The organism is Chelatococcus reniformis, assembly GCF_014640075.1.
Classification (GTDB): Bacteria; Pseudomonadota; Alphaproteobacteria; order Rhizobiales; family Beijerinckiaceae; genus Camelimonas; species Camelimonas reniformis.
The window spans coordinates 377460-396586 of the sequence record NZ_BMGG01000007.1; the positions used below are offsets into that span (position 1 = coordinate 377460).

Consider the following 19127-nt stretch of genomic DNA (forward strand, 5'->3'; position numbering starts at 1 on the left):
AACCGGCGTCCACTTCGCTCGAAACGCTCTACTGGGGTTGCCGTCAGCCTCGGCCAGGATGGCCCAGCCCTGTGCCGGCAGCTCGATGCGGCTGCCCTATTCATACACCCGGGCCGTGTCGGCGAGCACAGGTCATCGCGCGGAGCGGCGTGTGGACTGAGGGGCCCCTCGCGGCCGGTTAACCGGCCCTTAACCGTAAATGGATGCCGTGGGGTTCGGGTAGGGACCATGGCACGAATCACGCACCGTCGAGACAAGGGCGCGGAGGCTTCCCGCGCGGCTTGCCGCGCCGTCGGCCGGTGCGGGCTTGCGCGTTTCCCCGTGGTGGCCGCCATCGCCTTGGGGCTCACGGGCTGCATTGCGCCCCGTGCCGGCCCCGCGCTCAGCGTGCCTGCGGCGTCGGACGGGCTCGGCTACTGCCTTGTCGAGGTCAACGCCGACACCCTGCCGCGGCTGGCGCGGGCGACGCCGGAGCCCCCCGGCGGCCTCGCCGGTTCCGGCCGGCCGCCCGGCCTGCGGCTGGGCAAGGGGGACGTAGTCAGCCTCACCGTCTTCGAGGCGGCGGCCGGCGGCCTGTTCATCCCCCTCCAGGCAGGAGCGCGGCCCGGCAACTTCGTCGAGCTGCCGCGCCAGGCCATCGAGGCCGACGGGCAGCTCTCCGTTCCCTATGCCGGGACGGTCAAGGCGGCGGGGCTCACCGTCGCCGAGCTCCAGGACGCCATCGTCGAGAAGCTGAGGCCGCGCTCGATCGAGCCGCAGGTGATCGTGACGGTGCTGGAGCGCCAGGCCGCCGAAGTCAGCGTGCTCGGCCAGGTTAACGCGCCCACCCGCTTCGCCCTGAGCAACGCGCCCACCCGTCTGCTCGACGCCATCGCCCGAGCCGGAGGCGCCAAGGCTGAAGGCTTCGAGACCTACGTGACGCTGTTACGGCACGGTCGGTCGACCACGACGAGCTTCCATGAGCTCATGGCCAAGCCTTCGGTCAACGTCGCCCTGGAGCCGGGCGATTCCGTCTACGTGCATCGCCGCCAGCGCAGCTACAATGTGATCGGGGCATCGGGGCAGGCGGGCCGTTTCGTGTTCGACACGCCCACGGTGTCCGTCGCCGACGCGCTGGCCCGGGCCGGCGGGCTGGGCGAGGGGCGCGGCGGCCCGACTGCGGTGTACCTGTATCGATTCGAAGTGGACGCGCCGTCGTCGGCGATGGTCTATCGCTTCGATATGCGCAGCGCGCTCGGCTTCTTTTACGCCGGCAAGGCCCTGGTCCGAGACCGTGACCTCATCTACGTCGCGGCCGCGCCCCAGGCGTCGGCGATGCGCATCGCCGACATCTGGCAGGTCGTCGCCGCCGGCGGCGCGAGCCCCGCGCCGGGGCAGGCCGCGCCGCCGCTAGCGCCCGTCTCCTGCTCGCACAGGTGATCCGGGGACCGTCTCCCATCACCAGGTGCCGCGGCGGCGTCGCCCGTCGAGCAGCACGGTGCCGAGCGTGCGTCCGCCCAGATCGTCGATCCGCTCGACGAGACGGCGCGCGTCGATCTCGGTCGTGATTGCGGCGGTGAGCATGAGCACGGTGGCATCGACGCTCGCCGTCTCGCGCAGGACGCGGAAGTCGTTCAGCGCGGCAGAGCCGTCGATGACGATGCGCGCGAAACGGCGGCTCAATTCATCGTCGCCGCCGCCCTGCCTGCCCCCCCTCAGCGCGGCCAACGCCGGCAGGGCGTCCTCGGCGCGGGCGATGAAGAGCGGCGCGCCGGCCACGCGGCGGGTGCGCAGCACCACGGCGCGTGTGCCGGTGGCCGACGCCTGCGGCGGTTGGCGTGCCTCAACCGGCTCCGGCGGTGCAGCCGAGCCCATGAACGCTTCAGCCACCGGCTCGGCGATCAGCTTGTGAGCCGAAAAATGAGCGTTGTGGACCTGGCTGGCCGCGTCGACGAGGAGCACCGGCTTGCCCGCTTCCTCGGCGAGCGCCATTGCGGTGTCACGCACGAGCATGTGGCCGCTTGCCGTCTCGGGCGGCAGGGACACGAAGAGGACGGTGTGCGGTGCTGTTGTGCCCCCTGCCCGGGCCGTGCGCAGTGCTTGCGCGATCGGCAGGATGTCGTTGAGGCGCGGCAGGTGGTGGGCGGCGCGCGCCTCGGGGGTGCCGTCGGGATGGCCGCCGCGACCGGGCGCTGCCGTCGTCCCGAGGCAGGGAATGCCCAGGCGCGCGGCGTCGGCGGGGGTCAGCAGCACGGGCCGGGTCGCGGCCATGGCCAAGGCCGCCACAGGCGCAAGCAGCAGGCCGAGCGCGAGCCCCGCTGCGAGCACCTCGGCCCGCAGGTCCCGCCCGCGTGCCAGCGCCGGCTCGATGACGGTCACGCCGGCGCTCCGGCCCGCGCCCGCCCCGCTGTCAGGCCGCGGATCGGTCTCATAGCGGGCGGCCGCCGCGTCGCGGCGGCGCAGCAGCAGCGACATCTCCGTTGAGCGCGCGCCGAGACGCTCGTCGACGGCCGCGAGTTGGGCCCCGGTGTCCCGGAGCTGCTGGGCAGCCGCGGCGATGTCACGATCGAGCCGGCCGCGCTCTGCGGCGAGCGGGTCGCTGGGCGGAGGCTGCGGCCGCCGCTCCGGAGCGTTTGCCGGCGCCGGCTCGACGGCGAGCTGCTTCCTCAGCGCCGCGATTTGGCGATCGAGAATAGCCGTCGACTGCGGCCCGAAGATGCTGATCAGGCGCGCCCGGTCGGCCTGTGCTTCCGCCAGGCGCTGCCGGAGCTGCTCGGCCTCCCAGGCATTGGCCCGCCCGGCGTCGGAGGCCGGCGCCACCGGTGCCGGGGGTGGCGCGGCGGCGCGGCTGGCCGCGGCGGCGCCGTCCAGGCCGGCCCGGCGCGCCTCCAGCCGGCGCAGCACTTCGTCCTGGCCCTGCCGGCGCTCCACCAGGACCGCGTGGCGGGCCTCGAGCTCAGCGGGGTCGCTCCCCTGGCGCAGAGCGGCAATGTCGCGCTCGGCGGCGTCGAGCTCGGCTTTGTCGCGCGCCGCGGCCTGCTGCTGACCCTGGTCCGGAAGGGGGAGACGGTGCCGCGGCTCGATGGAGGCCTGGACGAGCCCGTCCACCACGGCGGTGGCGGCGGCCCGGTCGTGGTGACGGAAGGCGATGCGGACGACGAACGAGTCCGGCTCGCTCTCCGCCCGCAGTTGGCCGCCCAGCCGGCGCGTCGCCTCATCGAGGGCCGCCTCCGCGGGCTCCCCCGCAAGGTCCGGGTAGATCCTCAACGGCCCGATCGCTTGCAGAACCGCTCGGCGCGCGGGGGCGCCGGTCAACACGGCGGCCTCGGTTCGCGCGATCCGCCCCGGGTCGCCGACGGTGCCGTGGCGCCCCGTGCCGGCCGCATACTCGCCGTCGATGCGAACCAGGAGGCGCGCCTCGGCCTCGTAGGTGGTGGGGAGGAGGGATGCCAGCAGCAGCGCCGCCAGGATCGGCAGCAGCAGACAGAGGAGAAAGGCGCGCCAATGCAGGGCGCCCCGCCGCAGCCACTCGCCGGCCGAACGACGCGCCGGCGATGCACGCGGCGGCGCGACGTCGGTTGGGTCGACCACGGGGGCCACGGCTCGGTTCACCATTGGACGGACGGAGGTCGAAGTTTGTCTCACGCGGACCTTAAGGATCCGTGGAGCGAACTCCAGCCCTCATGGGCCGGCCCGTCGTCCCGTCGCTCGCGTGCTTCGCGATCGGATGGAGCCACCCGGCCGGCGAGACAAGGCTTAGAGCCAGGGGCGCCGCTCGGCCGCCTGGCGCTCGTAGGTGTCGATCGCCGGGCCCTTCTCCTTCGTCGTCACGCCGATGTCGTCGAGCCCGGACAGCAGCTTGGCCTTCCGCTGCGGATCGATGTCGAAACGCACGACGCCGCCGTCGGGCCCGCGGATCTCCTGGGCCTCCAGGTCGATCGTCAGGGTGGCGTTGGCGCCGCGCTTGGCATCGTCGAACAGCTTGTAGAGGTCCTCCTGCGACACGGCGACAGGCAGGATGCCGTTGTTGAAGCAGTTGTTGTAGAAGATGTCGGCGAACGACGTCGAGATGACGCAGCGGATGCCGAAATCGAGCAGCGCCCACGGCGCGTGCTCGCGCGAGGAGCCGCAGCCGAAGTTGTCACCGGCGACGATGATCTGGGCCTTGCGGTAGGCCGGCTGGTTCAGCACGAAGTCGGGATTTTCCGAGCCATCCTCCTTGTAGCGCATTTCGGAGAACAGGCCCGTGCCGAGGCCGGTGCGCTTGATCGTCTTCAGATACTGCTTGGGGATGATCATGTCGGTGTCGACATTGACGATCTCCAGCGGGGCCGCGACCCCGGTCAGCGTCGTGAACTTGTCCATGTTCGTTGATCCATCGATAGGTCGGTAGCGAAATCGGGGTGCGGGGCGCCCGTGACGGTTCAGCCCGCCGCTGCCTCGACGGCCTCCATGTCGGCGTCCGACAGGCCGAAATGGTGGCCGATCTCGTGCACCAGTACGTGCGTCACGATTGATCCGATGGTCTCCTCGTGCTCCGCCCAGTAATCCAGGATCGGGCGGCGGTAGAGGAACACCATGTTCGGGAACTGCCCGGTCTGCGGCCCCGCGCCCTGCTGGGCGAGGCCGTGGCCGCGGAAGAGGCCCAGGAGGTCGAAGGCGGTCTCGCACTTCATCTGATCCAGGGTCTCGTCGTCCGGGAAGTCCTCGATGCGGATCACCACGCCCTCGCACAGCGCCCGGAACTGGTCCGGCAACGCCGCGAAGGCCTCGTCGGCGAGGCGCTCCAGATCCTCCAGGCTGGGGGCGAGGGCGTCGGCGCCGACGCCCTGGTGTTGCGCCCGGCCCAACGGTCTCAGCCCCAGGTGCGGATGTCGACGAAGTGTCCTTCGATCGCCGCCGCCGCCGCCATGGCAGGCGACACCAGGTGGGTGCGGCCCTTGAAGCCCTGGCGGCCCTCGAAGTTGCGGTTCGAGGTCGAGGCGCAGCGCTCCTGCGGCGACAGCCGGTCGGCGTTCATGGCGAGGCACATGGAGCAGCCGGGCTCGCGCCAGTCGAAGCCGGCGGCGACGAGGATCTTGTCGAGCCCCTCCGCCTCCGCCTGCACCTTCACCAGGCCAGAGCCCGGCACCACCATGGCGTTGACGTTGGGGTTGACCTTCTTGCCCTCGACCAGGCGGGCGACCTCGCGCAGGTCTTCGATGCGGCCGTTGGTGCACGAGCCGATGAACACCCGGTCGAGCGCGATGTCGGTGATCCGGGTGCCGGCGGTGAGGCCCATGTACTCCAGCGCCCGATGCTTGGAGAGGCGCTTGGCTTCGTCCGCGATCTGCTCGGGATCGGGCACCTGGCCGGTCACCGAGATCACGTCCTCCGGGCTCGTGCCCCAGGTCACGATGGGCGGCAGCGCCGCCGCATCGAGCCGGATCTCGGCATCGAAATGGGCGCCGTCGTCGGTGTGGAGCGTGTCCCAGAAGCGGCGTGCGGCGGCCAGCGCCTCGCCCTTCGGAGCCATCGGCCGGCCGTCGAGATAGGCGTAGACCTTATCGTCCGGAGCCACCATGCCGGCCCGGGCGCCGCCCTCGATCGACATGTTGCACACGGTCATACGGCCCTCGACCGACAGTGCGCGGATCGCCTCGCCTGCGTATTCGATGACGTGGCCGGTGCCGCCGGCGGTGCCGATCTCACCGATGATGGCGAGGATGATGTCCTTGGCGGTCACGCCCGGCGGCAGCGCGCCGTCCACCGTGACGCGCATGTTCCGGGCCTTCTTCTGCACCAGCGTCTGGGTGGCGAGCACGTGCTCCACCTCCGAGGTGCCGATGCCGTGCGCCAGCGCGCCGAAGGCACCGTGCGTCGACGTGTGGCTGTCGCCGCAGACGATGGTGGTGCCGGGCAGGGTGAAGCCCTGTTCCGGGCCGATGATATGGACGATGCCCTGGCGGACGTCGCGCTCGTTGAAATACAGGACACCGAAGTCCTTGGCGTTTTGCGCCAGGGTGGCGATCTGCGTCGCCGCCTCGGGGTCGTCGATGCCCTTGCTGCGGTCGCTGGTGGGCACGTTGTGGTCGACCACGGCGAGGGTCTTGGCCGGCGCGCGCACCTTGCGGCCGGCGACCCGCAGGCCTTCGAACGCTTGCGGCGAGGTGACCTCGTGCACCAGGTGACGGTCGATATAGAGCAGGCTGGTGCCGTCGGGCTGCGTGTCGACGACGTGGTCGTCCCAGATTTTGTCGTAGAGGGTACGAGGGGGCATGGCTGATCTCGTGAATGAAAAAAAGTCGGCAGAAAAGGCGGGATGGGCGAAAGCGGCGGCAGCCTAGACGCTGCCCCGAGCTCCCGCCGGCGCGGCGTCGCGCCTAGCGCCTAAGTTCCGCCTGGACCGACGCCGTCAGCCGCCCGAAGAAGCGCCCCGGCAACCGGGTGTGATCGTGCAGGATGACGCGCGCGGGCGTGCCCGCGCCCTGGTGGGCGGCGCGCAGCGGCAGCCTGTGCGGATTTGCAACGATCGTCATCAGTTCTTTATAGCCGCTCCAAACGGCGCAGACAATCAATCCCGATGCCGCCAAAGCGGTTGGTCGTCGCGGCTCACCATCGGGTGATGGGCCCCTTGTGCTTCGTGCTCCGACACGGCATGACCGCGCCTGAAGGGAGCCTACGCCATGAGCCTTCTCCTTGCCTTCCCGTTCCTGGTGCTGGTCGTTGTCGCCTACAACGTGCTCATCGTCTTCGGTACCGGCACGCTCGACACCATCGTCGGCCACCTGGCGCTGCCTTCGGGGGGCGGCTGGAACATCACCACCGGGGACACCATGCTCATTGTCGCCTTGGCGCTGCTGTTCGTCGAGATGATCTCGCTCGGCTCCCGCACGGCGACCATGGTCAACCACGCGCTGTCGCTGGTGCTGCTCATCGTCTGCATCGCCGAGTTCCTGCTGGTGCCCAAGTGTGGCACGAGCGTGTTCCTGCTGCTCACGGTGATCATCCTCGTCGACGTGCTCGCCGGCTATCTGATCTCGCGGCGCGGCGCCCGCCAGGAAGGCGTGCCGGCGCCGGCGTAGCCACGTCTCACGTCCGGGGCGTCGATGCCGCGGTGCGATCAGAGCGCGCCGAAGCGCCGCAGCACGTTCTCGGTGATCCGCTCGATGAAGGGGTCGCCGGCCGCGAGGCCGTGGGCCCATTCGGTCGTTCCCCCGTTGAACACCTCGCCGCGGCCGCGGCGGAACGAGGCCATCACCGCGTGGCCGCGCAGCAGGCGGCGCTCGGCATCCCCGTCGTGCTCGTCCAGAGCGTCGCGGAGCACGACGTCGACACGCTCGGGCGGGATCAGGGGCTGGTAGGGGGCCGCCGGGTCCTCGCCGAAGGCGGCCGGTGCCACGGCGATGATCTCGAGCGAGGCCGGCACGCCGAGGATGGGCCGGGCGACGAGGCGCCCGTCGCCGCCGAAGTCGAAGCGGCAGCCATCGTTCTCGTAGCCCAGCAGCGGCACCTCGGCGCCGATCACGTCGCCGTAGCCGAGGTCGGCGCCGGCGAGCGCCCAATGCCGCTCGTCGTAGACGGTGTAGCCGGCGGCGCCGCGCGAGATGCAGTTGCCCAGGCGGTGATACCCACCGAAGATGAAGCTGAGGCCGGTGATCTCGGCCTCGGGCCGGCCGAACCGCCGGTGCGACCACAGGTGCGTCGCCGTCGCGGCATCCTCCTGCGCGCGAGGGTCGGCTTCGAAGCCACGCCACTTGTGGCAGATCATGGTCCGCCCCTGGTCCTCGTGGCGGACCTTCCAGAAGGCGGTGTTGCCGGAGAAGATGGCGAGCCCGCCGCCGCCGTCGACGAAGTCCTCCAGCCCGTCGCGCTGCGGCCCCGACCAATACTCGCTGTGGCCGGCCAGGACGACGCAGCGAAAGCCCTCCAGGGCGCGCGGATCGGCGTCGAGGTCGTAGTCCGTCGCATAGTCGAGCGCGATGCCTTTCGCCTCGCACCAGGCGACGAAGGCATGCTCCCACTTGTTGATGAAGCCGGCCGAGAAATCATAAGGCGAGGTGCGCCGCGCCCGGGCCCACTCCGGGTCCAGGCCCCGGGGGCGCTCGCCGAGCCCACGCTTGCGGTCGGTGACCAGGCGCGGCACGTCGGCTGGCGGCGTCAGCAGCATGGGCGGAAACGGGCGCTGCGTCGACAGCACGCCGATGGCGCCCTCCATGGCTTCGGCCAGCGGCAGGCGGCGCTCTAGCAGGGCGCCGACATCGCAATAGGCCGAGCGGCCTCCGAAGTAGTTGTAGGCGTTGTAGGTGTTCGTGTTGAGCACGAGCAATGCGGCGCCGGCGCGCTGCTGCGGGCGGGAGCGCACGCAGACGAAGTGGTGGGCGACCGCCCCGTCCTCCGCCGTCAGCGCGACGTCGTAGTAGCCGGGGCGCCAGTCGGCGCCGGCCTCGACCTCGGCGAGGATCGGCCAGCCGCAGCCGTTGCGGTCGGCTTCCGCCGGCAGTTCGGCCGGGGGCGGCACGAGGCCGCGGCGCTCCAGGACGACCTCCTCGCCGAGGCCGACGCGACTGATGCGCAGGCGGCACGGCCGGCCATCGCCGCTGGCATGGAGGACGAAGGGCTCGCCCGGCTGCACACTCGGGCGGTCGACGTAGCAGGCGAGCATGGATTTGCCTCCCCGGAGGCGAAGGCGCCCGGAGCGGGGAAACTAACGCGAGCAGTCCGGGTTGGCGACCCGGGCGTCCGGCAGCGCGCCCGCGCTCGCCCGGCGCAGGTTCGTCATGCTGCTCACAGAAATGGCCGGGTCACGCCCGGCCATGATGAAGCTTTGAGGCTCAGCCGCCGCGGCGCGCGGACGCGGAAAGCGGCGCTTGCGAGCGATACCGAGACGGCCTCGCCCAACGCTGCGCGGGCTTGGCCTTTGATATTACTCGGCGGCGGGGGCCGTTGCCGCGGCTGCGGCGCGGGCTGCCTTGGCCGGCCGGTCGGTCCGCTCGGCGATGCGGGCGGCCTTGCCGCGGCGATCGCGCAGATAATAGAGCTTGGCGCGCCGCACCTTGCCACGCCGGACCACCTTGATCGAGTCGATCATCGGCGAATAGAGCGGGAACACGCGCTCGACGCCCTCGCCGTAGGAGATCTTGCGGACGGTGAAATTCTGGTTGATGCCGCCACCGGCGCGAGCGATGCACACGCCCTCGTAGGCCTGCACGCGCGAGCGCTCGCCTTCGCGCACCTTGACGTTGACCTGCACGGTGTCGCCCGGTTGGAAATCGGGGACCGCGTGTGCGGCGGAGAGCTTGGCGATCTGCTCGCGATCGAGCTCTTCGATGACGTTCATGGTCATAACTCCTGCCGGTGCGGTCCGCAGGGGACCACAAGCGTTTCGGCGACGCTGTTGTGAGTTGGAGCTGCGCCAATACACGAGCAGGGGCCGTTTGTCGAGACGTCCGCCGGGGTGTTTTGGCATGGCCCGGCGGGACGCCGCACGCCTGCTGCACTTGCGAGATGGCGCGGGCGCTGCCATCTTCGTGCGGTCGTCAACGAACTGAAAGGAGGTGATCCAGTGTCTGATCGTCAAGAGCTGCAATCGCGCGCTTGTGTGAACTGGGTCTCGACCTCGACCGGGATCCGTTTCGCCTGACACGTCGTTGCCGTGTGGCGCGATTTGCATTCTGACCCCGGAAGGGCCGCCGCGAGGTGGCCCTTCTCCTCGTTGTGCTCAGCCGGCGATCGGCATTCAGGTGACGCTGATCGTCGCACCGCGGCTGCGGCGGATGTCCTCAACCATGAAGTCGCGAACGATCGGCACCGCGTCGATCGCCGGTGAGACGGCGACCTGGAAGACCATGTTGGAGCCGGTCAGGAAGCCGAACTCGACTGCGGCCAGGTAAAACTCCCACATGCGGCAGAAGCGCTCGTCATAGATCGCCGCCGCCGCGGCGCGGTTGGCGGTGAAGCGCTGGCGCCAGTGCCGGATCGTGTGATGGTAGTGCAGCCGCAGCACCTCCATGTCGGCGACCCAGAGGCCCTGGCGCTCGGTGGCCGCGAACACCTCCGACAGGGCCGGCACGTAGCCGCCGGGGAAGATGTATTTGCGGATGAACGGGCTCGTGGTGCCGGGCGGGCTCATGCGGCCGATGCAGTGGATGAGGCCGTAGCCGCCCTCGCCCAGCAGATCGCGGATCTTGCCGAAATAGGCATCGAAATGGCCGATGCCGACGTGCTCCATCATGCCCACCGAGACGACGCGGTCGAAGCGCCCGGTGAGGTTGCGGTAGTCCATCTCTCGGAATTCGACACGGTCGGCCACGCCGGCGGCTGCCGCGCGCTCGCGCGCGATCTTGATCTGCTCGGGCGAGACGTTGATGGCCACGACATGGGCGCCGCTGGTGCGGGCGATATGGATGGCGAGCGAGCCCCAGCCTGAGCCGATCTCGGCGACCGTGTGGCCCGGGCGCAGGCCGAGCTTGGCCGTGATGCGGGCCAGCTTGGCGAGCTGGGCTTCTTCGAGCGTATCGGTCTGCGGCCGCTCGAAGAAGGCGCAAGAATAATTGAGGCCCTCGTCGAGGAAGAGCCGGTAAAGATCGGTCGAGAGGTCGTAGTGGTGTCGCGCGTTTTTGGCCGCGACACCCACGGGGTTGGCCTGCTGCCAGCGCCGGGCGACGCGCCAGGCCCGCCGCAGCATCTGCTGCGAGCCGGCCGAGCCGAGGCCCTTGCGGTTCTCCGAAAACAGGTTGAGCAGGTCGTAGACGCTCGAGCCTTCGGCGAAGGTGAGCGTTCCGTCCATGTAGGCTTCCGCCGCGTAGAGCTCGGGGTTGAACGCCAGCTTGGTGTGCAGCGCCCGGTCGTGCAGCGAAAGGCGAACCTGCGGCCCCGGACCGTCGCCGCCGAACGGGTGCACCCCTCCGTCGGCGTCGGTGAGGACGAGCCTGCCGTTGCGGATGAACTTCTTCAGGAGACCGGACAGCAGGCGCATGGGGGCCGATACCGTGATCCATTGCTTTTTCGATGGAGCGGGATGACGGCGCGTGATCGCAGGCGCGTGCCCGTCCCCCTCCGGCGAGCCGGTCTCTTCTCTCCCATTCGGCGGCCAATAGCCAGCCGCTCCGCCCATTCTCGGCAGGGCCTCCCCGGAGTAGCCTCCGTTGACACCGGCAGGCCCGCTCCATATACGCCCGGTTCCTTCGCGAGTCCGCGGGCCCCTTCCGCGGCGCAGAGTCGTTATGTTGAGCCATGGCCCGGCTGGTGATGAAGTTCGGCGGCACGTCCGTCGCGGACGTGGCGCGCATTCGCAACGTCGCCCGCCACGTCAAGCGCGAGGTGGACGCCGGTCATGAGGTGGCGGTGGTCGTGTCGGCCATGTCCGGCAAGACCAACGAGCTCGTGGCCTGGTGCAGGGATGCCTCGCTGCTGCACGATGCGCGCGAATACGACGCCGTCGTCGCCTCGGGTGAACTGGTGACCGCAGGTCTGCTCGCCATCGTGCTGCAGGAGATGGGCATTCAGGCCCGCTCCTGGCAGGGCTGGCAGGTTCCCATCCTGACCGACGGCGCGCACGGCACGGCCCGCATCCTGGGCGTCGAGGGCGCCGAGCTCGTCGCGCGCTTTGACGAGCGCCACGAGGTTGCCGTGGTCGCGGGCTTCCAGGGGCTGCACAGGGCCACCGGCCGCGTCACCACGCTGGGCCGCGGCGGCTCCGACACCAGCGCGGTGGCGCTGGCCGCCGCCATCAAGGCCGATCGCTGCGATATCTATACGGACGTGGACGGCGTCTACACCACCGATCCGCGCATCGACGACCGTGCCCGCCGGCTGGACCGCATCTCGTTCGAGGAGATGCTGGAAATGGCCTCGCTGGGTGCCAAGGTTCTGCAGGTGCGCTCGGTCGAGCTCGCCATGGTGCATGGGGTGCGCACGTACGTGCGCTCGTCCTTCGACGATCCGGCCGACCCCAGGTCCGGCACCCTCATCTGCGACGAGGAGGAGATCGTGGAACAGCAGGTCGTCACCGGCATCGCCTATTCCAAGGACGAGGCCCAGCTCACGCTGCGCCGCGTGGCGGACAAGCCGGGCGTCGCGGCCGCCATCTTCGGGCCGCTCGCCGATGCCAACATCAACGTCGACATGATCATCCAGGTGGTCTCCGACGACACCACCACGACGGACATCACTTTTACCGTGCCGCGTGCCGACTATGACCGCGCGCGCACGATCCTGGAGGCGGTGCGCGGCGCCGTCGGCTATGCCACCCTCCAGGGCGCCACCGACGTGGTGAAGGTCTCGGCCATCGGCATCGGCATGCGCAGCCACGCCGGCGTCGCCGCGCGGGCGTTCCGGGCGTTGGCCGAGAAGGGCATCAACATCCGCGCCATCACCACTTCCGAGATCAAGTTCTCGGTGCTGATCGATGCCGCCTACACCGAGCTTGCGGTACGCACGCTGCACTCGCTCTACGGGCTCGACAAGGCGGCCTGATCGCGCCGCGGAGCACATCCCGATCGGAGGCCTCCTCCGGTCGGATGGACATCCTTGGGGTGTCCCCCGCGGCCTGCGGCGGCGGGGCGAGCCGGGGCGTCAGGTGGCTGCGCGCGCCACTTCGGCGTTGCGCAGGATGAAGCGCTGGATCTTGCCTGACGGAGTCTTGGGCAGCTCGGCGACGAAATCGATCTCGCGCGGATAGGCGTGCGCCGAGAGCCGGTGGCGGACATGCTGGCGTAGCTCCTCGGCCAGCGCCGGGGTGGCCTCGACGCCGGGCTTGAGGATGATGAAGGCCTTGACCACCTCGGTGCGCTCCGGGTCGGGCTTGCCGATGACAGCCGTCTCGGCCACCGCCGGATGCTCGATCAGGGCGCTTTCCACGTCGAACGGACCGATGCGGTAGCCCGACGAGGTGATGACGTCGTCGGCGCGACCGAAGAAGCTGATGGTGCCGTCGTCGTTCTGTTCGGCGGTGTCGCCGGTGAGGTAGTAGCGGTCGGAGGCGGGCAGGGCGTCGCGCTGCCAATAGCCGGCGAAGGTCATCAGCGGAGATGCCTGCCGATCGATGGCCAGCTGTCCCTGCTCGCCGGCGCGGAGCTCGCGGCCGCCGTCGTCGATCACGACGATGCGGTATCCGGGCAGCGCCAGGCCTGCCGCCCCCTCGTGCACGCGATGGGCCAGCGCATGGTGGTTGCACAGCACCATGCCCATCTCGGTCTGGCCGTAGTGATCATGGATCGGTACCGCGAGCGAGCGCGCGAACCAGCGGATGACCTCGGCATTCAGCGGCTCACCGGCGCTCGATACCACCCTGAGCTGGCCCTTGACCGGCGCCGCCGGGCCCTCGCCCGCGGCCATCAGCAGGCGATAGGCGGTCGGCGCCCCGGCCAGGTTCGTGATGCCGTATTGCTTCACCACGCGGTAGAAGCTGTCGACCGAGAACGCCTCCTCGCAGAACAGCGTGGCGTGGCCCATCAGCAGCGGACCGGTGGCGGCGTAATACAGGCCATAGGCCCAGCCCGGGTCGGCGATGTTCCAGAAGCGATCCTCCGGCCTCAGGTCGATGGCATAGCGCATGTAGGCGAGGAACGCGGCGAGTGCCGTCAGCGGCACGCCGACGCCTTTGGGCGAGCCGGTGGTGCCCGAGGTGAACAGCATGAGGAAGAGGTCCCCCGGCTGCCGCGGCACCGGGGCGAAGCTGCCGGCCGAGCGGGCGAGCTCGGCGTCGAAGTCATGATCGCCCGGCCCGGGCGCGCCGCCGCCGCGATCGACCAGGACGACCGGCGGGCAGCCCTCGACGTCGTTCAGCTTGGGCCGGTTGACCGCATCGGTGACGACGAGCTTGGCGTCGGCGCCTTTGACGCGGGTCTCGATCGCTTTGGGGCCGAAGGCCGTGAACAGCGGCACGTAGACGGCGCCTGCGCGCCAGGCGCCCAGCATGACCACCAGAAGCTCCGGGATGCGCGGCAGCATGGCGGCGATGCGGTCGCCCGGCTGGACCCCGAGGCGGACGAGCGTGTGGGCGAAGCGCTCGGCGCGCTCCTTCAGCTCGCCGAAGGTGAGCTCGCTCGTGCGGCCGCCCTTGCCGTCGTGGATCAGCGCCACCCGGCCGGCCGGGTGGCGATCGCAGCAGGCGATGCAGGCGTTGAGCACCGGCCCGGGCGCCATGACCTCGTCCCAAAGGGCATCTGCCCGGAAGCCGGCGATGAAGGCGGCGTAGTCCGCGCTCGGCGCGGGATGCGAGGTGGACATCGGCTTTCCTCCCCTGAAGGCCCGTCGGGCTCATCTTGCTTAAGTGGCTGAAGGTCGTGGTCAAGTGCGCGGCTGTGTGCGGCGCCTATGGCTGTACACACCAAGGATTGCGGCGGTCGTTCAGCGCGGCGCGCGGAATGGCGTAGCCGCGGGCGATCATGCGTTGACGCACGTCCTGCCCCTTGACCTTCACGGCGACGAAGGGAGCGCCCATCAAGCTCGTGCCGCCGACCGGCGTCACCTCGATCGGGCCGCGCGCCAGCATCCGCCTGAGCGCCCGCTGCGCGGCGCGGCCGACGCGCTTCTCGTAGAAGCACTGGGCGCGGGCGATGCGCGCCGTGCGCATGCCGGAGATCTGATAGGCCTGACTGCCGACCCGGAAGATCGAGCCGGTCACCACGGTGACCTGCGAGGCCGCGACGGTGCGGGGCGGCCCGGCCGGCGCCGGAGCCGCGATCGCGCCGCCGACCACCAGCGCGGTGGCGGCAAGCGCGGCCAGGCCGAAGAGTGGGCCCTTGGCGCCACGGCGGCTGCCGCCGCGCCGCCGCCAGCGCGACGGGACGTGAAGCTGACGCGTCAACAGCATTTCCGCCCTGGCTCCTCTTCAACCGGAATCGGTTGCCGCGATACCGACGGTGGAATGTAGCGGCAAAAGGTGGCCGTTGCACCACGGCCCCCGGGCGGGTCGGTCATATGGATGTAACACGACAGGTCTTCAAGGCGGCGAGAAGCTGGGAGCTTGTCTCATGAGCGATATCACTGCGCCGTCCGTGGCCGCCCCGTCGGGCAGGCCGAAACTCGATGCCCCGATGGGGGCGGGGACTGCGGTCCTGTTCCTCGGATTGCTGGCCGCCGGCCTGCTCTACGCGGGCTACAGCCTCTACCACGACGTCACCGCGGTCGACTCGCACCCGACGGCCGTGCTGCCGTTCATCCTCCTCGGCGTGGCGCTGTTCATCGCGCTCGGCTTCGAGTTCGTGAACGGCTTTCACGACACCGCCAACGCCGTCGCCACGGTGATCTACACCAACTCCCTCAACCCTCACGTCGCGGTGATGTGGTCGGGGCTGTGGAATTTCCTCGGCGTGCTGCTGTCGACCGGCGCGGTCGCCTTCGGAATCATCTCGCTGCTGCCGGTCGAGCTCATCCTCCAGGTCGGCTCCAGCGCCGGCTTCGCCATGGTGTTCGCGCTGCTGATCGCGGCGATCATCTGGAACCTGGGCACCTGGGCGCTGGGCCTGCCCGCGTCGAGCTCCCACACCCTGATCGGCTCGATCATCGGCGTCGGCGTCGCCAACGCGATGATGCGCGGCCAGGACGGCACGGCCGGCGTCGACTGGTCGAAGGCGACCGAGATCGGCTGGTCGCTGCTGCTGTCGCCGATGGTCGGCTTCTTCGCCGCTGCCCTGCTGCTGCTGTCGCTCAAGGTGCTGGTGCGCAACCCCGCGCTCTACAACGAGCCCAAGCCCGGCGTGGCGCCGCCGTTGTGGATCCGCGCCCTGCTGATCCTCACCTGCACGGGCGTCAGCTTCGCCCACGGCTCCAACGACGGCCAGAAGGGCATGGGCCTGATCATGCTCATCCTGATCGGCGTCGTGCCCACCGCCTATGCGCTGAACCGGTCGCTGCCGGACAACGAGGTGGAGCTCTACCAGCAGACCTCGACCGCCGCGGCCAAGGTGATCGCCGACAAGGCCTCCGGCTATAGCATCATCGGCGACCCGCGCCCGGTGGTGTCGGCCTACATCTCCCGGCATGAGCTCACCGGCGGCACCTATCCGGCCCTGTCGCTCCTCGTGCAGGACCTGGGCGACCAGGTGAAGAAGTACGGTTCGATCGACAAGGTGCCGTCGGCCGCGGTCGGCAACACCCGCAACGACATGTACCTGGCCTCCGAGGCGATCCGCGTCCTCCTCAAGGACAAGCAGAACGAGCTGACGGCGGACGAGGTGGCGGTGCTCAAGGGTTTCAAGGCGAGCCTCGACTCGGCGACCAAGTTCATCCCGCTCTGGGTCAAGGTCTCCGTCGCCATCGCCCTGGGCCTCGGCACCATGGTCGGCTGGCGCCGCATCGTGGTCACCGTCGGTGAGAAGATCGGCAAGACGCACCTCACCTACGCCCAGGGCGCATCGGCGGAGTTGGTCGCCATGAGCACCATCTTTGCGGCGGACACCTACGGCCTGCCCGTCTCCACCACGCACGTGCTGTCATCGGGCGTGGCCGGCACCATGGCGGCCAACCGCTCGGGTCTCCAGCTGTCGACGATCCGCAACCTGGCCCTGGCCTGGGTGCTGACCCTGCCGGCCGCCATCATGCTCTCGGCGACGCTGTTCTACGTGTTCCGCCACATCTTCTGAGCGTAGTCTCGGCCGGCGGCGTGCGCTGCCGGCCTGCGATTGCCAGGATGGCCGGGCCGGGCGCCCGGCCATCGGCGTATGGCCACTTCCCTTCGGATGGCGCCGTCCGGGCGGGAGGAAATGCACCGGCCTGAGAGGCGACGATGATCGCGCTGACCGACCACACCGGCCTCATCTGTGGCTTCGCCATCTACCCGAGCGGCACCCAGGCCGTGGCCTGGGGCGAGATGGACAAGGCGCTGGCCTCGCGCAGCGGCGTCGTCTGGCTCCACTTCAACCTGACCGACGCGCGGGCCCGCGAGTGGGTCGACGCCTGCGAGCACCTGCCGCGGCGGGCGCGCGACGTGCTCCTCGCCGACGACCGGCACGTGCGCATCGATCCGGTGGGCGAGGGCATCGCCGGCGTCGTCGGCGACCTGCACCACGATCTCCACACCGAAGCCGACGAGGTCGGCCTGCTGCACTTCTACGTCGACGACCACTGCGTCATCAGCGCGCGGCGCCTGCCGCTCAAGGCGGTCGACCAGTTGCGCCACGCGGTCGCCGACGGGATGAAGGTGCGCCGGCCGATCGACCTCATCATCGCGCTGTTCCACTACATCGCCAGCGCTCTCGACGGCGCCATGGACCGCCTTGGCGAACAGCTCGACGACGTCGAGGATCCGATTCTCACCGGCCAGATCGCCGACAAGAGCGCCGAGCTCGGCCGCTGCCGCCGCCTCACGGCCCGCATCCGCCGCCATCTGCTGCCGCAGAAGCACGCCCTGATGGCGCTCGTGACGCGGCTGCCCGAATGGGTGGAGGAACCGGAGGCCGGCCGTCTGCGCAAGGCGGTCGAGCGTCTGGAGGCGCTCAGCCACGACCTCGATCTGATCCAGGAGCGGGCGCGCCTGCTCCAGGACGAGCTGTCGAGCCGGCTCGCGGAAGAGACCAACCGCAACCTCTACGTCCTGTCGATCGTCACCGTCATCTTCCTGCCGATGACGCTGGTCTCCGGCATCTTCGGCATGAATCTCGGCGGAATGCCCGGCTTGCAGAGCGATGCCGGCTTCTGGTGGGGCATGGCGCTCATCGCGGTCGTCGCCGTGGTCACCACCATGGTGTTGCGGCGCATGCGCCTGGTCTGATCGTGGCGGAGGCGGGGCTCCCGGCGTGTTTGCCGGCGCTTGTGGTGCGGGCGCACTTGGCCTTATCTCGCTGGCACAGGATCCGCCCGTGACAGCAGGAGAGGCCCATGGTGGAGGCGCAACCGTCCCAGCGGCAGGAGGCTGCGGTCGCCAGGCCCGCGGCCTTCGTGTGGGAAGACCCCTTCCTCCTCGATGACCAACTGACCGACGACGAGCGGATGATCCGCGACACCGCCCGCGCCTATGCGCAGGAGAAGCTGGCGCCCCGCGTCATCGAGGCCTATGCCCACGAGAAGACCGATCGGGCGATCTTCAACGAGATGGGCGAGCTCGGGCTGCTCGGCGTCACCATTCCCGAGGACTACGGCTGCGCCGGCGCCTCCTACGTCGCCTACGGCCTGGTGGCGCGGGAGGTGGAGCGCGTCGATTCGGGCTACCGCTCGATGATGAGCGTGCAGTCGTCGCTGGTCATGTATCCGATCTACGCCTATGGCGACGAGAACCAGCGCCGCACCTACCTGCCCAAGCTGGGCTCGGGCGAATGGGTCGGCTGTTTCGGCCTGACCGAGCCGGATGCGGGCTCCGATCCCGGCGGCATGAAGACCAAGGTCGAGAAGACGGCCGGCGGCTATCTGCTCAACGGTGCCAAGATGTGGATCTCCAACGCGCCGATCGCCGACGTGTTCGTCGTCTGGGCGAAGTCGGCCGCCCACGGCGGCGAGATCCGCGGCTTCATCCTGGAGAAGGGGATGAAGGGCCTCTCCACCCCCAAGATCGAGGGCAAGCTCAGCCTGCGCGCCTCCATCACCGGCGAGGTGGTGATGGACAACGTGGAGGTGCCGGAAGGCGCCCTGCTGCCCAACGTCGCCGGCCTCAAGGGACCGTTCGGCTGCCTGAACCGCGCCCGCTACGGCATCTCCTGGGGGGCCATGGGGGCGGCGGAGGACTGCTGGCACCGCGCCCGGGCCTATACCCTCGACCGCAAGCAGTTCGGCCGGCCGCTGGCCGCGACCCAGCTGGTGCAGAAGAAGCTCGCCGACATGCAGACCGAGATCGCGCTCGGCCTGCAGGCATCGCTGCGGGTCGGCCGCCTGTTCGACGACGGGCGGATGGCGCCGGAGATGGTCTCCCTGGTCAAGCGCAACAACTGCGGCAAGGCCCTCGACATCGCCCGCGTCGCCCGTGACATGCACGGCGGCAACGGCATCGCCCAGGAGTTCCACGTCATGCGCCACGCCCAGAACCTGGAGACGGTGAACACCTACGAGGGCACGCACGACATTCATGCGCTGATCCTCGGCCGCGCCCAGACCGGCCTGCAGGCCTTCTTCTAGGCCTTGCCGCGCTGGAATCGTGACCGTTCGGGGCGATGGCAGCGGGGTGGGCCTTCGAGTCGATGGATGATCGGGTCAAGCCCGATCATGACGCTGAGAACAATTGCCGTCCGTTTCCT

General features: G+C 69.8%; 16 protein-coding genes. 6 read left to right on the forward strand and 10 right to left on the reverse strand.

The genetic code is table 11. From position 1 onward, the window contains the following. The first annotated feature begins 228 nt into the window (after positions 1-228). Positions 229-1419 (forward strand): polysaccharide biosynthesis/export family protein, encoded by a 1191-nt coding sequence (locus IEW34_RS20410; RefSeq protein WP_188611060.1) that lies wholly within the window; start codon positions 229-231, stop codon positions 1417-1419. A gap of 18 nt (positions 1420-1437) precedes the next feature. Here IEW34_RS20410 and IEW34_RS20415 read toward each other — a convergent pair whose 3' ends face one another. From IEW34_RS20415 to IEW34_RS20435, 5 genes are all read right to left on the reverse strand, one after another. Then, entirely contained in the window at positions 1438-3570 is a 2133-nt protein-coding gene (locus IEW34_RS20415) for a GumC domain-containing protein (RefSeq protein WP_188611061.1), read from the reverse strand. 165 nt (positions 3571-3735) lie between these two features. After that, positions 3736-4344: a 3-isopropylmalate dehydratase small subunit gene (gene leuD / locus IEW34_RS20420; RefSeq protein ID WP_188611062.1), complete on the reverse strand. Its 609-nt coding sequence runs from the start codon at positions 4342-4344 to the stop codon at positions 3736-3738. Positions 4345-4403: 59 nt separating this feature from the next. Continuing rightward, on the reverse strand, positions 4404-4829 hold the full coding sequence (locus tag IEW34_RS20425) for a metallopeptidase family protein (protein ID WP_188611063.1): 426 nt from the start codon (positions 4827-4829) through the stop codon (positions 4404-4406). 5 nt (positions 4830-4834) lie between these two features. Further along, positions 4835-6238 carry a 3-isopropylmalate dehydratase large subunit gene (leuC, locus tag IEW34_RS20430; RefSeq protein ID WP_188611064.1) on the reverse strand — a complete coding sequence of 468 codons (1404 nt, stop codon included), beginning with the start codon at positions 6236-6238 and terminating at the stop codon, positions 4835-4837. 103 nt (positions 6239-6341) lie between these two features. Further along, a complete protein-coding gene (locus IEW34_RS20435) occupies positions 6342-6497 on the reverse strand; it encodes a hypothetical protein (RefSeq protein WP_188611065.1) in 156 nt (51 codons plus the stop codon). A gap of 147 nt (positions 6498-6644) precedes the next feature. Between IEW34_RS20435 and IEW34_RS20440 the strand changes: the two genes are divergently transcribed. Further along, positions 6645-7043: a hypothetical protein gene (locus tag IEW34_RS20440; protein ID WP_188611066.1), complete on the forward strand. Its 399-nt coding sequence runs from the start codon at positions 6645-6647 to the stop codon at positions 7041-7043. A 38-nt stretch (positions 7044-7081) separates the two neighbouring features. Here the strand turns inward: IEW34_RS20440 and IEW34_RS20445 are convergent, their stop codons facing one another. The 3 genes from IEW34_RS20445 to IEW34_RS20455 all read right to left on the reverse strand — a co-directional run bounded on the left by IEW34_RS20445 (position 7082) and on the right by IEW34_RS20455 (position 10936). Continuing rightward, positions 7082-8623, reverse strand: coding sequence for a N,N-dimethylformamidase beta subunit family domain-containing protein (locus IEW34_RS20445; RefSeq protein WP_188611067.1), 1542 nt, complete (start codon positions 8621-8623; stop codon positions 7082-7084). Between the two features lie 261 nt (positions 8624-8884). After that, positions 8885-9298 carry a 50S ribosomal protein L19 gene (gene rplS / locus IEW34_RS20450; RefSeq protein WP_188611068.1) on the reverse strand — a complete coding sequence of 138 codons (414 nt, stop codon included), beginning with the start codon at positions 9296-9298 and terminating at the stop codon, positions 8885-8887. A gap of 399 nt (positions 9299-9697) precedes the next feature. Then, on the reverse strand, positions 9698-10936 hold the full coding sequence (locus tag IEW34_RS20455; protein WP_188611069.1) for an SAM-dependent methyltransferase: 1239 nt from the start codon (positions 10934-10936) through the stop codon (positions 9698-9700). A 257-nt stretch (positions 10937-11193) separates the two neighbouring features. Between IEW34_RS20455 and IEW34_RS20460 the strand changes: the two genes are divergently transcribed. Next, positions 11194-12435: an aspartate kinase gene (locus IEW34_RS20460; RefSeq protein ID WP_188611070.1), complete on the forward strand. Its 1242-nt coding sequence runs from the start codon at positions 11194-11196 to the stop codon at positions 12433-12435. A 99-nt stretch (positions 12436-12534) separates the two neighbouring features. Here the strand turns inward: IEW34_RS20460 and IEW34_RS20465 are convergent, their stop codons facing one another. Beyond that, positions 12535-14190, reverse strand: a complete 1656-nt coding sequence (locus IEW34_RS20465) for an AMP-binding protein (RefSeq protein ID WP_188611071.1) — start codon at positions 14188-14190, stop codon at positions 12535-12537. Between the two features lie 85 nt (positions 14191-14275). Then, entirely contained in the window at positions 14276-14770 is a 495-nt protein-coding gene (locus tag IEW34_RS20470) for a hypothetical protein (RefSeq protein WP_188611072.1), read from the reverse strand. Between the two features lie 166 nt (positions 14771-14936). On the opposite strand from IEW34_RS20470, the gene IEW34_RS20475 reads away from it, so the two are divergent. From IEW34_RS20475 to IEW34_RS20485, 3 genes are all read left to right on the forward strand, one after another. Next, a complete protein-coding gene (locus tag IEW34_RS20475; protein ID WP_188611073.1) occupies positions 14937-16547 on the forward strand; it encodes an inorganic phosphate transporter in 1611 nt (536 codons plus the stop codon). Positions 16548-16690: 143 nt separating this feature from the next. After that, entirely contained in the window at positions 16691-17674 is a 984-nt protein-coding gene (locus tag IEW34_RS20480) for a transporter (RefSeq protein WP_188611074.1), read from the forward strand. Positions 17675-17781: 107 nt separating this feature from the next. Further along, positions 17782-19008: an acyl-CoA dehydrogenase gene (locus IEW34_RS20485; protein WP_188611075.1), complete on the forward strand. Its 1227-nt coding sequence runs from the start codon at positions 17782-17784 to the stop codon at positions 19006-19008. The last annotated feature ends 119 nt before the right edge of the window (positions 19009-19127 follow it).